Here is a 15,000-nt window from a genome sequence, read left to right on the forward strand (position 1 = left end):
GCCACCGAAGCGCTCGGCTCCGACCTTGGTCAGCGCCGCCGTCAGCGTCGTCTTGCCGTGGTCCACGTGGCCGATCGTGCCGACGTTCACGTGCGGCTTGGTGCGTTCGAACTTACCCTTTGCCATGACTTCAACCTCTGAAAAGAGCTGGTTAATTAGTGCGGCCGGAAAGGCCGCTTTTGTTTTTCGCGACCAGGGATCGATCGCACTAATTAAGTAAAGCTAGAAAACTCAGGCCTTCTTGATGACCTGTTCGGCGATGTTGTTCGGCGCCTCTGCGTAGTGGTCGAACTCCATCGTGAACGTGGCGCGGCCCTGGGTCAGCGAGCGGATGGTGGTCGCATAACCGAACATCTCGCCCAGCGGCACCATCGCGTTGATGGTCTTGCCCGACGGCGTGTCGTCCTGGCCCTGCAGCAAGCCGCGACGACGGCTCAGGTCGCCCATCACGTCACCGACGTATTCCTCGGGCGTGACCACCTCGACCTTCATCACCGGCTCGAGCAGGACCGGGTTCGCCTTCGCGAAGCCCTGCTTGAAGGCCATCGACGCGGCCAGCTTGAACGCCATTTCCGAGGAGTCGACGTCGTGGTACGAGCCGAAGACCAGCTTGACCTTGACACCGACGACCGGGAAGCCGGCCAGCGGGCCACTGGTGATGGTCTCGCGCAGACCCTTCTCGACCGACGGGATGAACTCCTTCGGAATCACGCCACCGGTGATCTCGTTGACGAACAGGAAATCGTCCTTGACCTCCGGGCTCTTGCGCTCTTCCTCGGTCATCGGCGACAGCTCGATCACCACGTGACCGTACTGGCCCTTGCCGCCCGACTGCTTGGCGTGCTTGTAGTCCGACTTGACGTCCGACGCGCGAATGGTCTCGCGGTAGGCAACCTGCGGCTTGCCGACGTTGGCCTCGACGTTGAACTCGCGCTTCATGCGGTCCACCAGGATGTCCAGGTGGAGCTCGCCCATGCCCGAGATGATCGTCTGGCCCGACTCTTCGTCCGTACGCACGCGGAAGGACGGATCCTCCGCAGCCAGGCGACCGAGGGCGATGCCCATCTTTTCCTGGTCGGACTTGGTCTTCGGCTCGACCGCCATCGAGATCACCGGCTCCGGGAACGTCATCCGCTCCAGGGTGATGATGTGGTCCTGCGAGCACAGCGTGTCGCCGGTCGTCACGTCCTTCAGGCCGACCGCGGCGGCGATGTCGCCCGCGCGGACTTCCTTCAGTTCCTGGCGCTCGTTCGCGTGCATCTGCAGGATGCGGCCGATGCGCTCCTTCTTCGACTTGACCGGGTTGTAGACCTGGTCGCCAGCGTTCAGCGTGCCCGAGTAGACACGGAAGAACGTCAGCGAGCCGACGAACGGATCGGTCATGATCTTGAACGCGAGCGCCGAGAACGGGGCATTGTCGTCCGCCTTGCGGCTGGCCTCGTTGTCGTCGTCGTCCACACCGGTCACCGGCGGACGATCGGCCGGCGACGGCAGCAGGTTGACCACCGCGTCGAGCATCGCCTGGACGCCCTTGTTCTTGAACGCCGTACCGCAGTACACCGGGATGATCTCGCTCGACAGCGTGCGCTGGCGCAGGCCCTCGATGATCTCCGCCTCGGAAAGCTCACCGCCCTCGAGGTACTTGTTCATCAGTTCCTCGGACGCCTCGGCGGCCGATTCGACCATGTAGCTGCGCGCCTCGGCGGCCTTGTCCGCGAGGTTGGCCGGGATGTCCTGGTACTCGAACTTCATGCCCTGGGACTCCATGTCCCAGATGATCGCCTTCATCTTGAGCAGGTCGACCACGCCATCGAAATTGTCCTCGGCGCCGATCGGCACCTGCATCGGCACCGGGTTCGCACCCAGGCGCGCCTTCAGCTGGTCGACGACCTTGTAGAAGTTGGCGCCAGTGCGGTCCATCTTGTTGACGAACGCAAGGCGCGGCACCTTGTACTTGTTGGCCTGGCGCCACACGGTTTCGGACTGCGGCTGCACGCCACCGACCGCGCACAGCACGAACACCGCGCCGTCGAGCACGCGCAGCGAACGCTCGACTTCGATGGTGAAGTCGACGTGCCCGGGGGTATCGATGATGTTGAAGCGGTGCTCGGGCAGCGAGCGGTCCATGCCCTTCCAGAACGCCGTGGTGGCCGCGGAGGTGATGGTGATGCCGCGCTCCTGCTCCTGCTCCATCCAGTCCATGGTGGCCGCACCGTCATGCACCTCGCCAATCTTGTGACTGACGCCGGTGTAGAACAGGATGCGCTCCGTGGTCGTGGTCTTGCCGGCATCGATGTGGGCCATGATGCCGAAGTTGCGGTAGCGCTCGATGGGAGTGGTGCGTGCCATGGATGTTTACCTGTACAGGGCAACCCTGCCCTCGATTCGTCGCGGCCGTCCGGGCCACGGTTTCAATGAGAAATCCGCCGCAAGTGGCGGATTGACTCCTTGCCGCCACCGCAGGCGGCGGCAAGGCATACCGCTTACCAGCGGTAGTGCGAGAAGGCCTTGTTGGCCTCGGCCATGCGGTGGGTCTCTTCGCGCTTCTTGATCGCGCCGCCGCGGTTCTCCGAGGCTTCCAGCAGCTCGGCGGCCAGCTTGCGCGGCATCGAGGTCTCGCCACGCTTGCGGGCGGCATCGATCACCCAGCGCATCGCCAGCGCCATGCGGCGGCCCGGGCGCACTTCGACCGGCACCTGGTAGGTGGCGCCGCCGACGCGGCGGGACTTCACCTCGACCGCCGGAGCAACGTTGCCCAGCGCCTTCTCGACCAGAGCCACCGGCTCGGCGTTCTTTTCACCCAGATGGGTCAGCGCGCCATAGACGATGCTTTCGGCGACCGACTTCTTTCCGCTCTTCATCACCATGTTGATGAAGCGGGCGATCAGCTGGCTGCCGTGCTTGGGGTCCGGCAGGACCAGGCGGGCGGGATGGGAACCTTTACGCGACATGTTTGGAGTCCGTTGTTTATTTGCGGGCAATCCTGTCCGCGCGAAAGCGGCCATCGTGGCCGCATCTGTTCGTTACCTTTGCAGCGTCCGGTCCGCCTCAAAGCAACCGTCCATGGCCGCAACTTCGATGTGGCCGCCGGACCAGGGCCGGCAGGCGATTACTTCTTCGGGCGCTTGGCGCCGTACTTGGAACGGGCCTGGCGACGCTTGGTCACGCCGGCGCAGTCGAGGCTGCCGCGCACGGTGTGGTAGCGCACGCCCGGCAGGTCCTTCACACGGCCGCCGCGGATCAACACGACCGAGTGCTCCTGCAGGTTGTGGCCTTCACCGCCGATGTAGCTGATGACCTCGTAACCGTTGGTCAGGCGCACCTTGGCGACCTTGCGCAACGCCGAGTTCGGCTTCTTGGGGGTGGTCGTGTACACGCGCGTGCAGACGCCACGGCGCTGCGGGCTGCTCTGCAGGGCCGGCGAAGCGCTCTTGTAGGTCTTCGGGCTGCGGTTCTTGCGCACCAACTGGTTGACTGTCGTCATGCGAAGCTTTTCCTGAGAAACATAAAGGCAGACCGAAACTCGGTCTGCCAAGAAGCGGGAATTTAACATGGGCGCCTTGCACCAGGCAAGGCAACGCCCTGTCCTCCGTGACCCGAACACGAGGTGCATCCGTGCACCTCATTTCGTATGTCAGCGAGCAAGCCCCCAGGGCTTACTCGGCACCATCATCGCTACCGGCAGTGGCTTCCGCGAAACTCATTGCGGAGGAGGAACCGGAAAGGGTTTCCAGTTCCGAGGCGGTCAACCCGCCCTGGCGACGACGCTGCGCGTGGTACGCCAGACCCGTACCTGCCGGAATCAGACGGCCGACAATAACATTTTCCTTGAGGCCCCGCAAGGTATCGCGGGTGCCGCGGACCGCCGCCTCGGTAAGGACGCGGGTGGTCTCCTGGAAGGAAGCGGCCGAGATGAACGACTCGGTCGCCAGCGACGCCTTGGTGATGCCCAGCAGCACCGACTGGTACTCGGCCGGACGCTCGCCACGGCTGACCGCGCGATCGTTCTCCTCGTTGATCCGCACGCGCTCGACCTGCTCGCCGCGCAGGTAGTGGCTCTCGCCCGGCTCGGTGATCTCGACCTTGCGCAGCATCTGGCGAATGATCGCTTCGATGTGCTTGTCGTTGATCTTCACGCCCTGCAGGCGATAGACGTCCTGGATCTCCTTGACCAGGTACGCGGCCAGCGGCTCGACGCCCAGCAGGCGCAGGATGTCATGCGGATTGGGCTCGCCGTCGACGACGGTCTCGCCCTTCTCCACGTGCTCGCCTTCGAACACGATGACCTGACGCCACTTGGGAATCAGCTCCTCGTGCTCGTTGCCGTCGGCGTCCTTGATGATCAGGCGCTGCTTGCCCTTGGTGTCCTTGCCGAAGCTGACCACGCCGGAGCGCTCGGCCAGGATCGCCGGCTCCTTCGGCTTGCGTGCCTCGAACAGGTCGGCCACGCGCGGCAGACCGCCGGTGATGTCGCGGGTCTTGGAGGTTTCCTGCGGGATACGGGCCACCACGTCGCCCACGCCCACTTCCACGCCGTTCTGGATCGACACGATCGCACCGGCCGGCAGCATGTACTGCGCCGGCACGTCGGTGCCCGGCAGCTTGAGCTCGCGGCCCTTGGCGTCTTCCAGACGCACGATCGGGCGCAGATCCTTGGCCGCGGTACCGCGACGCTTCGGATCGGTCACCACCGCCGACTCCAGGCCGGTCAGTTCGTCGGTCTGGCTCTGCACGGTGACGCCATCGATGAAGTCGATGAAGCGCACGGTACCGGCCACTTCCGAGACGATCGGATGGGTGTGCGGATCCCAGTTGGCTACGGTCTGGCCAGCCTTGACCGCATCGCCATCCTTGACCGCGATGGTCGCGCCGTAAGGCACCTTGTAGCGCTCGCGCTCGCGGCCGTTGGCGTCGATGACCGAAACCTCGCCCGAACGCGACACCGCCACCAGGTGGCCCTGCGCGTGCTGCACGGTCTTGAGGTTGTTGAACTTCAGCGTGCCGGTGGTCTTGACCGAGACGTTGTCCACCGCGGCGGCACGGGAAGCCGCACCACCGATGTGGAAGGTACGCATGGTCAGCTGGGTACCGGGTTCGCCGATCGACTGCGCGGCAACCACGCCCACGGCCTCGCCCATGTTGACCAGGTGGCCACGGGCCAGGTCGCGGCCGTAGCACAGCGCGCACACGCCGTGGCTGGCCTCGCAGGTGATCGGCGAGCGGACCTTGATCGACTGCACGCCAGCCTTGTCCAGCTTCTCGACCAGCGCTTCGTCCAGCAACGTGTCGCGGGTGACGATCGCATCGTCGTCGTTGCCCGGGCCGTACACATCCTCGACCACCACGCGGCCGAGCACGCGCTCGCGCAACGGCTCGACGACGTCGCCGCCTTCGACGATCGGCTGCATCAGCACGCCGTCCTCGGTGCCGCAATCGTGCTCGGTGACGACCACGTCCTGCGCGACGTCGACCAGACGGCGGGTCAGGTAACCGGAGTTGGCGGTCTTCAGCGCCGTATCCGCCAGGCCCTTACGGGCACCGTGGGTCGAGTTGAAGTACTGCAGCACGTTCAGGCCTTCGCGGAAGTTGGCCTTGATCGGGGTCTCGATGATCGAGCCGTCCGGACGCGCCATCAGGCCGCGCATGCCGGCCAGCTGGCGGATCTGCGCCACGCTACCGCGCGCGCCGGAGTCGGCCATGATGTACAGCGAGTTCATCGACTTCTGGTTGACCGTCTTGCCCTCGGCGTCGGTCACCTTCTCGGTACCGATGCCGTCGATCATCGCCTTGGCGACCAGCTCGTTGGTGCGCGACCAGATGTCGACCACCTTGTTGTAGCGCTCGCCGGCGGTGACCAGGCCCGACTGGTACTGCTCCTGGATCTCGACCACTTCCTTCTCGGCCTCTTCCAGGATCGGCTTCTTCTCGTCGGGGATGATCATGTCATCGATGCCGATCGAGATGCCCGCGCGGGTGGCGAAGCGGAAGCCGGTGTACATCAGCTGGTCCGCGAAGATCACCGTCTCCTTCAGGCCCAGGCGGCGGTAGCAGGCGTTGATCAGGCGCGAGATGTTCTTCTTGGTGAGCTCCGTGTTCGCCAGCTCGAAGGGCAGCCCCTCGGGCATGATCTCGGCCAAAAGCGCGCGACCCACGGTGGTGTCGACCAGCGCCACCTTGCTGGTGCGCTCGCCGTCGTCGGCGATCGTGACCTGCTTCAGGCGCACCTTGACCTTGGCGTGCAGCTGCACGGCGCGGTTGTCATAGGCGCGACGGACCTCGGAGATGCCCGAGAACACCATGCCGGTGCCCTTGGCGTTCACCAGCTCGCGGGTCATGTAGTACAGGCCCAGCACCACGTCCTGGGTCGGCACGATGATCGGCTCGCCGTTGGCCGGCGACAGGATGTTGTTGGTCGCCATCATCAGGGCGCGCGCTTCCAGCTGCGCCTCGATCGAGAGCGGCACGTGCACGGCCATCTGGTCGCCGTCGAAGTCGGCGTTGAAGGCGGTACAGACCAGCGGATGCAGCTGGATCGCCTTGCCTTCGATCAGCTTCGGCTCGAACGCCTGGATGCCCAGACGGTGCAGCGTCGGCGCGCGGTTGAGCAGCACCGGGTGCTCGCGGATCACCTCTTCGAGGATGTCCCACACCATCGGCTCTTCGCGCTCGACCAGCTTCTTGGCCGCCTTGATGGTGGTGGCCTCGCCGCGCGCCTGCAGCTTGGCGAAGATGAACGGCTTGAACAGCTCCAGCGCCATCTTCTTGGGCAGGCCGCACTGGTGCAGGCGCAGCGTCGGGCCGACCACGATCACCGAGCGGCCGGAGTAGTCCACGCGCTTGCCGAGCAGGTTCTGGCGGAACCGGCCCTGCTTGCCCTTGATCATGTCCGCGAGCGACTTCAGCGCACGCTTGTTGGTGCCGGTGATGGCACGGCCACGACGGCCGTTGTCCAGCAGCGCGTCGACCGACTCCTGCAGCATGCGCTTCTCGTTGCGCACGATGATGTCGGGCGCGTTGAGTTCGAGCAGGCGCTTCAGGCGGTTGTTGCGGTTGATGACGCGGCGGTACAGATCGTTGAGGTCGGAGGTCGCAAAGCGGCCGCCGTCCAGCGGCACCAGCGGACGCAGGTCCGGCGGCAGCACCGGCAGCACGGTCATGACCATCCACTCGGGCTTGTTGCCCGATTCCAGGAAGGCCTCGATCAGCTTGACGCGCTTGGTGAGCCGCTTGAGCTTGGTTTCGGAATTGGTGGAAGCGATCTCTTCCTTCAGGCGGATGACTTCGCCCTGCAGGTCGATCGACTTCAGCAGCTCATACACTGCCTCGGCGCCCATGCGGGCATCGAATTCGTCGCCGTGTTCCTCAGTGGCTTCGAGGTACTGGTCCTCGCTGAGCAGCTGGCCCTTCTCCAGCGCGGTCAGGCCTGCATCGATGACCACGTAGGCCTCGAAATACAGGATGCGCTCGATGTCGCGCAGGGTCATGTCCAGCATCAGGCCGATGCGCGAAGGCAGCGACTTGAGGAACCAGATGTGTGCGGTGGGGCTGGCCAGCTCGATGTGGCCCATGCGCTCGCGGCGCACCTTGGCCAGGGTCACTTCCGTGCCGCACTTTTCGCAGACCACGCCGCGGTGCTTCATGCGCTTGTACTTGCCGCACAGGCACTCGTAGTCCTTCACCGGGCCGAAGATGGCGGCGCAGAACAGGCCGTCACGCTCCGGCTTGAACGTGCGGTAGTTGATCGTCTCGGGCTTCTTCACCTCGCCGTAGGACCACGAGCGGATCAGCTCGGGCGACGCCAGCGCGATCTTGATCGCGTCGAAGTCGGGCGTGGTGCGCTGCTGGTTGAAAAGGTTGAGCAGGTCTTTCATGGGTGTCTCCGGTCGGAGCAAATTCTTCGGTAGAGGTCCGTGATGCAAGCTGAGGCTGGTCTGCGGCCCGGCGCCTGGCGCCGGGCCGCGACGGTCACTTCACCTCTTCCAGGTCGATGTCGATTCCCAGCGAGCGGATTTCCTTCACCAGCACGTTGAAGGATTCCGGCATGCCGGCCGCCATCTCGTGGTTGCCGTCGACGATGTTCTTGTACATCTGGTTGCGGCCCTGCACGTCGTCGGACTTCACCGTCAGCATTTCCTGCAGGGTGTAGGCCGCGCCGTAGGCTTCCAGCGCCCAGACTTCCATTTCGCCGAAGCGCTGGCCGCCGAACTGCGCCTTGCCGCCCAGCGGCTGCTGGGTGACCAGCGAGTACGGGCCGGTGGAACGCGCGTGCATCTTGTCGTCGACCAGGTGATTGAGCTTCAGGTAATGCATGTAGCCCACGGTCACCGGGCGGTCGAACGCCTCGCCGGTGCGGCCGTCGAACAGCGTGGTCTGGCCAGACTCAGGCAGATCCGCCAGCTTGAGCATCGCCTTGATCTCGGTCTCCTCGGCGCCGTCGAACACCGGCGTGGCCATCGGCACGCCTTCCTGCAAGTTGTTCGCCAGGGTCAGGATCTCCTGGTCGGACAGCGTCTTCAGGTCCACGTGCTGCACCGCGCCGGCGGCGTGGGTGTTGTAGATCTGGTCGAGGAACTCGCGGACCTTGGTCACCTTGTCCTGCGCCTCGAGCATGCGCTGGATCTTGCGACCCAGACCCTTGGCGGCCCAGCCCAAGTGCATTTCCAGCACCTGGCCGATGTTCATGCGCGAAGGCACGCCCAGCGGGTTGAGCACGATGTCGACCGGCTCGCCGTTGGCCATGAACGGCATGTCCTCGACCGGCACCACGTTGGACACCACGCCCTTGTTGCCGTGGCGGCCAGCCATCTTGTCGCCCGGCTGGATGCGGCGCTTCACGGCCAGGAACACCTTGACCATCTTGAGCACGCCCGGGGCGAGGTCGTCACCCTGGGTGATCTTGCCCTGCTTTTCCTTGAAGCGACGGTCGAACTCCTCCTTGTGGCGCTTGACCTGGTCGGCCGCGCGCTCAAGGAACTCGGTGACGGACTCGTCCTTGACGTTGATCTTGAACCAGTCGTCCTTTTTCAGGCCGTCCAGGTAGGTGTCAGTGATCTCCGTGCCACGCTTGAGGCCACCGGGGCCGCTCATCGCGGACTGGCCGACCAGCTGGGCGCGCATGCGGTTGTAGATCGCGCCTTCGAGGATGCGGAACTGATCGTCGAAATCCTTGCGGATCCGCTTGATCTCCATTTCCTCGATCTGCTTGGCGCGCTTGTCCTTCTCGATGCCGTCGCGGGTGAACACCTGCACGTCGATGACGGTGCCGTCCATGCCCGGCGGCACGCGCAGCGAGCTGTCCTTCACGTCGGAGGCCTTCTCGCCGAAGATCGCGCGCAGCAGCTTCTCTTCGGGAGTCAGCTGGCTTTCGCCCTTCGGGGTCACCTTTCCGACCATGATGTCGCCGGCCTTGACCTCGGCACCGATGTAGACGATGCCGCTCTCGTCCAGACGCGCGAGCGCCTGCTCACCCACGTTCGGGATGTCGGCGGTGATTTCCTCGGCGCCCAGCTTGGTGTCGCGCGCGATGCAGGACAGCTCCTCGATGTGGATCGAGGTGTAGCGGTCTTCCTGCACGACGCGCTCGGAGAGCAGGATCGAGTCTTCGAAGTTGTAGCCGTTCCACGGCATGAAGGCGATCAGCATGTTCTGGCCGAGCGCGAGCTCGCCCAGGTCGGTGGACGAGCCGTCCGCCAGCGTATCGCCCTTGGCCACGATGTCACCGACGTTCACCAGCGGGCGCTGGTTGAGGTTGGTGTTCTGGTTGGAGCGGGTGTACTTGGTCAGCGTGTAGATGTCGACGCCGGCGTCGTTGTCGCCGACCTCTTCCTCGTTCACGCGCACGACGATACGGCCGGCGTCGACCTGGTCGATCACGCCGCCGCGCTTGGCGGACACGATGACGCCCGAGTCGCGCGCCACGGCGCGCTCGATGCCGGTACCGACCAGCGGGGTCTGCGAGCGCAGCGTCGGCACGGCCTGGCGCTGCATGTTCGCGCCCATCAGCGCGCGGTTCGCGTCATCGTGCTCCAGGAACGGCACCAGCGCCGCCGCGACCGACACGGTCTGCATCGGCGAGACGTCCATGTAGTCGACCTCGGCCGCCGGACGCAGCTCGGACTCGCCACGGAAACGGCAGGACACGAAGTCCTCGATGAAGCCGCCATTCTTGTCCAGCGGCGAGTTCGCCTGCGCGATGACGTGGTCGCCTTCCTCGATCGCCGACAGGTAGTCGACGGTGTCGGTGACCTTGCCATTGGCGACCTTGCGGTACGGCGTCTCGAGGAAGCCGTAGGCATTGGTGCGGGCGTACACGGCCAGCGAATTGATCAGGCCGATGTTCGGACCTTCCGGGGTCTCGATGGTGCAGACGCGGCCGTAGTGGGTCGGATGCACGTCACGCACTTCGAAGCCGGCGCGCTCGCGGGTCAGGCCGCCCGGGCCAAGGGCGGAGACGCGGCGCTTGTGGGTCACTTCCGAGAGCGGGTTGTTCTGGTCCATGAACTGCGAGAGCTGCGAGGAGCCGAAGAACTCCTTCACCGCCGCCGCGACCGGCTTGGCGTTGATCAGTTCCTGCGGGGTCAGGCCCTCGGACTCGGCCAGCGACAGGCGCTCGCGCACGGCGCGCTCGACGCGCACCAGACCGATGCGGAAAGTGTTCTCGGCCATCTCGCCGACCGAACGCACGCGACGGTTGCCCAGGTGGTCGATGTCGTCCACGGTGCCGTGGCCGTTCTTGATGTCGATCAGCACCTTGAGCACGTCGAGCACATCGGACTGGTCGCCCAGCTGCTGCACCAGCGTCTGCGCGGCCTCTTCCTTGCGCTCGGCGAAGTACTTGTGGTCGTACAGCACGCCCGGGCCCAGGATCTCCTGACGGCCGACGCGGCGGTTGAACTTCATGCGGCCGACCGCCGACAGGTCGTAGCGATCGAAAGTGAAGAACAGGTTGAAGAACAGGTTCTGCGCGGCGTCCTTGGTCGGCGGCTCGCCCGGGCGCATCATGCGGTAGATCTCCACCAGCGCCTCGAGCTGCGTCTTGGTGTTGTCGATGCGCAGGGTGTGCGAGATGTACGCGCCGCGATCCAGGTCGTTGACGTACAGGGTCGGCACGGTCTCGATACCGGCCTTGCGGAACGCCTCGAGCTGCTCGGCAGTGATCTCGTCGTTGGCCGACGCAAGCAGTTCACCCGTCTTCGAATCGACCACGTCGATCGCCACGATGCGGCCGATCAGATAGTCGTCCGGCACTTCGAGCGCGGTGATCTTTTCGGCAGCGAGCTGGCGCACGTGGCGCGCGGTGATGCGCTTGCCGGCTTCCACCAGCACCTTGTCGCCGATCATCAGATCGAAGGTCAGCGTTTCGCCACGCAGGCGCTCGGCGACCAGTTCCAGCGTGGTGCCACCCTTCTTGCCCAGGTGGAACACGTTGTGCTCGAAGAAGATGGCCAGCATCTCTTCATTGCTGTAACCGAGCGCGCGCAGCAGCACGGTCACCGGCAGCTTGCGGCGGCGGTCGATACGGGTGAACAACGCGTCCTTCGGGTCGAACTCGAAGTCCAGCCACGAGCCGCGGTAGGGGATCACGCGGGCGGAGAACAGCAGCTTGCCCGAGCTGTGCGTCTTGCCGCGGTCGTGGTCGAAGAACACGCCCGGCGAACGGTGCAGCTGCGAGACGATGACGCGCTCGGTGCCATTGATGATGAAGGTGCCGGTCTCGGTCATGAGCGGGATCTCGCCCATGTAGACCTCCTGCTCCTTGACGTACTTGACCGCCTTCTTCGACGCGGGGCTGTCCTTGTCGTAGATCACCAGGCGCACGGTGGTGCGCAGCGGCGCGCCGTAGGTCATGCCGCGGTTGCGGCACTCGCGCTCGTCGAACGCCGGCTCGCCCAGGCGGTAGTCCACGTACTCGAGGGCGGCGTTGCCCGAATAGCTGGCAATCGGGAACACCGACTTCAGCGCGGCGTGCAGACCCTTGTCCTCGCGCTTCTTCGGCGCGACGTGCTCCTGCAGGAACTCACGGTAGGAATCGGTCTGGATGGTCAGCAGGTTGGGCACGCCCAGCACGGGCGGGCGCTTGCCGAAATCCTTGCGGATGCGCTTCTTCTCGGTAAACGAGTAGGTCATGGGGTGACGCCTCGGTTCGCAGTGGCGCCGGTGGTGCACACACCGGCTAATGATGAAAAATCGGCTGTCGCTTCCGGCGGGACGAACCGCCGGCGTGCGGCAAAAGGCAGGAGTCAAAAGCCGTCGGCTTCTCAGTCTTGCCTTCTGTCTCTTGCTTCCCGGATCCCTGGGACCGCAATGAACCGCGGCTCATGCAGACATTCCCTCTGCAACGGGCAAAGCCCGGGGGCTTTCGCCCCCAGGCTTGCTTGACGCTAAGCCAAACTGACGGCGCGCAAGGCGCCGATTACTTCAGTTCGACCGTGGCGCCGGCAGCTTCCAGGTCCTTCTTGAACTTGGCAGCGTCTTCCTTCGAAGCGGCTTCCTTCACGACGCCACCGGCCTCGGTCAGGTCCTTCGCTTCCTTCAGGCCCAGGCCGGTGATGGCGCGGACGGCCTTGATCACGTCGACCTTCTTGTCGCCGGCGGACTTCAGGATCACGTCGAACTCGGTCTGCTCCTCGGCAGCCGGGCCAGCGGCGGCCGGGCCGGCGGCCATCATGACCGGGGCGGCGGCGGTGACGCCGAACTTCTCTTCGATGGCCTTCACCAGGTCCATCACTTCCATCAGCGACTTGGCGGCGACGGCTTCAACGATCTGTTCGTTGGTCAGGGACATTTGCTTTTACCTCTGGAAATTTTTCGTTTGGAAAGGGTCGTCGGATCAGGCTTCGGCCGGGGCTTCGGCGGCGACTTCGCCACCACCCTGCTTGTCGGCCACGGCCTTGACCACGCGGGCGAACATCGTCGCCGGCTCGGCCAGCACGCGGGCCAGCATGGCCAGCGCCTGTTCGCGGGTCGGCAGCGCGGCCAGCACGTCGACGTGCGCGGCGGGCAGCAGCTTGCCTTCCACCGCGACGAGCCGCGGCTTGAGCTTGTCGTTGGTCTTGGCGAATTCCTTGATCAGACGCCCGGCGGCACCGGGTTCCTCGGTCGAGAACGCGTACAGCAGCGGACCGGTCAGGGCGTCCTTGACGACCTCGAAATCGGTACCGGCCACGGCGCGCGAGACCAGCGTGTTCTTGACGACTTTCAGGAACACGCCCGACTCGCGGGCCTTCTTGCGCATCGCGGTCATCTGTTCGACCGTGGTGCCCGCGTACTCGGCGGCGACCAAGGAGTGAGCCTTGGCGGCGACGTCTGCCAGCTCGGCGACTACTTCTTGCTTCTGGGTCAGATTGAGAGCCATTGCACTCCTCCACTTAGAACTCCGCTCACGGCTCCTGCCGCTTGCGGTCCTGGGCGACGCCATCCGTGACGTCGGGGATGCGGAGCATCCCGGGTGGTGGCCTTTCCAGAACATGCATTCCAGAGAAGGGCTGCACCATCTACGCCGGCTGGCCTTGCGGCCGATTAAGCGATCGAGGTGAAGCGGCGACGGCGATTCCCTGCCATGAACGAGCTCCCTGCCCGTCGTCGTCGCGCATCGATCGCGCCTGCGGTCTTTGACGGCTGCCCCGGCCGGGACCGGGGCTGCCTTCAAAAACTTGCCTTCGCGCCCATGCCAGGCACGAAGGACCTGAACTTGCCTTACTTCGCGGTGGCGGCGCTCAGCGACGAAGTGTCGACCGGCACACCGACACCCATCGTGCTGGACAGGGCGACCTTCTGCAGGTACTGGCCCTTGGCCGCGGCCGGCTTGGCCTTGAGCAGGTCGGCGATCAGCGCGTTGAGGTTGTCAGCAAGCTGAGATGCCTCGAAGCTGGCCTTGCCGATGGTGGCGTGGATGATGCCCGCCTTGTCGTTGCGGAACTTCACCTGACCGGCCTTGGCGTTCTTCACCGCAGTGACAACGTCGGCGGTGACCGAGCCGTCCTTCGGGTTCGGCATCAGGCCACGCGGGCCAAGCAGCTGGCCCAGCTTGCCGACCACGCGCATCGCGTCCGGCGTGGCAATGACACGACCGAAGTCGAGGTCGCCACCCTGCATGCGCTCGGCCAGGTCATCCATGCCGACCGCATCGGCACCGGCGGCCTTGGCGGCCTCGGCCTTCTCGCCCGGCGGGCAGAACACGGCGACCTTGATGGTCTTGCCGGTGCCGTGCGGCAGCAGGGAGGAACCACGCACGCCCTGGTCCGACTTCTTCGCGTCGATGCCCAGGCGCACGGCCACGTCGACGGACTCGACGAACTTGGCCTTGGCGTTGTTCTTGACGATGTTCAGGGCGTCTTCCAGCCCGTAGACCTTGCCCGGCTGCACAGCGGCCTGGGCGGCCTTCATACGCTTGGTGATCTTTGCCATGTCTTAACCCTCCACCACCAGGCCCATGCTGCGCGCGCTACCGGCAATGGTGCGCACCGCGGCGTCCAGATCGGCAGCCGTCAGATCCGGCTCCTTCTGCTTCGCAACATCTTCGAGCTGCTTGCGGGTGATCTTGCCGACCTTGTCGGTGTTCGGCTTGGACGAACCCTTGGCGACGCCGGTGACCTTCTTGATCAGCACGGTGGCGGGCGGGGTCTTGGTAATGAAGGTGAAGCTGCGGTCCGAGTAGGCCGTGATGATCACGGGGATCGGCAGGCCCGGCTCCATCTTCTGCGTGGCGGCATTGAAGGCCTTGCAGAATTCCATGATGTTGAGGCCGCGCTGACCGAGGGCGGGGCCCACCGGCGGCGACGGGTTGGCCTGGCCGGCCTTGACCTGCAGCTTGATGTAACCGACGACTTTCTTTGCCATGGGATTTTCCTTGCGAGTGCAAGCGCCTTGCGGCTCCTCGCGTGCTTGCCATCCAGGCGGTGGAGAGCCTGCTTTCCGTGCAGGCCGTCGAAAAGCGAACACGCCGAGTCGAAAGACCTCGGCGTGGAACCGCGTAGTTTACGGAGTGATCAAGTTTTAAGC

Annotated in this window: 10 protein-coding genes; all 10 read right to left on the reverse strand. The window is 64.9% G+C overall.

The window, feature by feature from the left end; genetic code table 11:
* Positions 1-126, reverse strand: a 126-nt coding sequence (locus ACFWZU_RS16075) for a GTP-binding protein (RefSeq protein WP_229730253.1), incomplete at its 3' end; no start/stop codon positions are given.
* Between the two features lie 105 nt (positions 127-231).
* The gene (gene fusA / locus ACFWZU_RS16080; protein WP_439702532.1) at positions 232-2,349 is read right to left on the reverse strand and encodes an elongation factor G; all 2,118 of its coding nucleotides are present in this window, start codon (positions 2,347-2,349) and stop codon (positions 232-234) included.
* A gap of 134 nt (positions 2,350-2,483) precedes the next feature.
* The gene (gene rpsG / locus ACFWZU_RS16085; protein ID WP_091340757.1) at positions 2,484-2,951 is read right to left on the reverse strand and encodes a 30S ribosomal protein S7; all 468 of its coding nucleotides are present in this window, start codon (positions 2,949-2,951) and stop codon (positions 2,484-2,486) included.
* Between the two features lie 158 nt (positions 2,952-3,109).
* Entirely contained in the window at positions 3,110-3,484 is a 375-nt protein-coding gene (gene rpsL, locus ACFWZU_RS16090) for a 30S ribosomal protein S12 (RefSeq protein ID WP_209620135.1), read from the reverse strand.
* A 172-nt stretch (positions 3,485-3,656) separates the two neighbouring features.
* A complete protein-coding gene (rpoC, locus tag ACFWZU_RS16095; RefSeq protein ID WP_439702533.1) occupies positions 3,657-7,871 on the reverse strand; it encodes a DNA-directed RNA polymerase subunit beta' in 4,215 nt (1,404 codons plus the stop codon).
* Positions 7,872-7,965: 94 nt separating this feature from the next.
* Positions 7,966-12,126: a DNA-directed RNA polymerase subunit beta gene (gene rpoB, locus ACFWZU_RS16100; protein ID WP_439702534.1), complete on the reverse strand. Its 4,161-nt coding sequence runs from the start codon at positions 12,124-12,126 to the stop codon at positions 7,966-7,968.
* A gap of 286 nt (positions 12,127-12,412) precedes the next feature.
* On the reverse strand, positions 12,413-12,784 hold the full coding sequence (gene rplL / locus ACFWZU_RS16105) for a 50S ribosomal protein L7/L12 (protein ID WP_209620128.1): 372 nt from the start codon (positions 12,782-12,784) through the stop codon (positions 12,413-12,415).
* Between the two features lie 45 nt (positions 12,785-12,829).
* Positions 12,830-13,354 carry a 50S ribosomal protein L10 gene (rplJ, locus tag ACFWZU_RS16110; protein ID WP_439702535.1) on the reverse strand — a complete coding sequence of 175 codons (525 nt, stop codon included), beginning with the start codon at positions 13,352-13,354 and terminating at the stop codon, positions 12,830-12,832.
* Between the two features lie 341 nt (positions 13,355-13,695).
* Entirely contained in the window at positions 13,696-14,406 is a 711-nt protein-coding gene (gene rplA / locus ACFWZU_RS16115; RefSeq protein WP_439702536.1) for a 50S ribosomal protein L1, read from the reverse strand.
* 3 nt (positions 14,407-14,409) lie between these two features.
* Positions 14,410-14,838: a 50S ribosomal protein L11 gene (gene rplK / locus ACFWZU_RS16120; protein ID WP_019464005.1), complete on the reverse strand. Its 429-nt coding sequence runs from the start codon at positions 14,836-14,838 to the stop codon at positions 14,410-14,412.
* Between the last annotated feature and the right edge of the window lie 162 nt (positions 14,839-15,000).

This window comes from Frateuria sp. GZRR33, assembly GCF_051900425.1.
Lineage (GTDB): Bacteria > Pseudomonadota > Gammaproteobacteria > Xanthomonadales > Rhodanobacteraceae > Frateuria_A.

What these genes read in the sequence shown, in the direction of transcription:
- rplK (WP_019464005.1), bottom strand. Translation starts at nt 14,838, where the DNA reads ATGGCAAAGAAAGTCGTCGGTTACATCAAGCTGCAGGTCAAGGCCGGC.
- rpoB (WP_439702534.1), bottom strand. Translation starts at nt 12,126, where the DNA reads ATGACCTACTCGTTTACCGAGAAGAAGCGCATCCGCAAGGATTTCGGC.
- rpsG (WP_091340757.1), bottom strand. Translation starts at nt 2,951, where the DNA reads ATGTCGCGTAAAGGTTCCCATCCCGCCCGCCTGGTCCTGCCGGACCCC.
- rpsL (WP_209620135.1), bottom strand. Translation starts at nt 3,484, where the DNA reads ATGACGACAGTCAACCAGTTGGTGCGCAAGAACCGCAGCCCGAAGACC.
- rplA (WP_439702536.1), bottom strand. Translation starts at nt 14,406, where the DNA reads ATGGCAAAGATCACCAAGCGTATGAAGGCCGCCCAGGCCGCTGTGCAG.
- rpoC (WP_439702533.1), bottom strand. Translation starts at nt 7,871, where the DNA reads ATGAAAGACCTGCTCAACCTTTTCAACCAGCAGCGCACCACGCCCGAC.
- rplL (WP_209620128.1), bottom strand. Translation starts at nt 12,784, where the DNA reads ATGTCCCTGACCAACGAACAGATCGTTGAAGCCGTCGCCGCCAAGTCG.
- rplJ (WP_439702535.1), bottom strand. Translation starts at nt 13,354, where the DNA reads ATGGCTCTCAATCTGACCCAGAAGCAAGAAGTAGTCGCCGAGCTGGCA.
- fusA (WP_439702532.1), bottom strand. Translation starts at nt 2,349, where the DNA reads ATGGCACGCACCACTCCCATCGAGCGCTACCGCAACTTCGGCATCATG.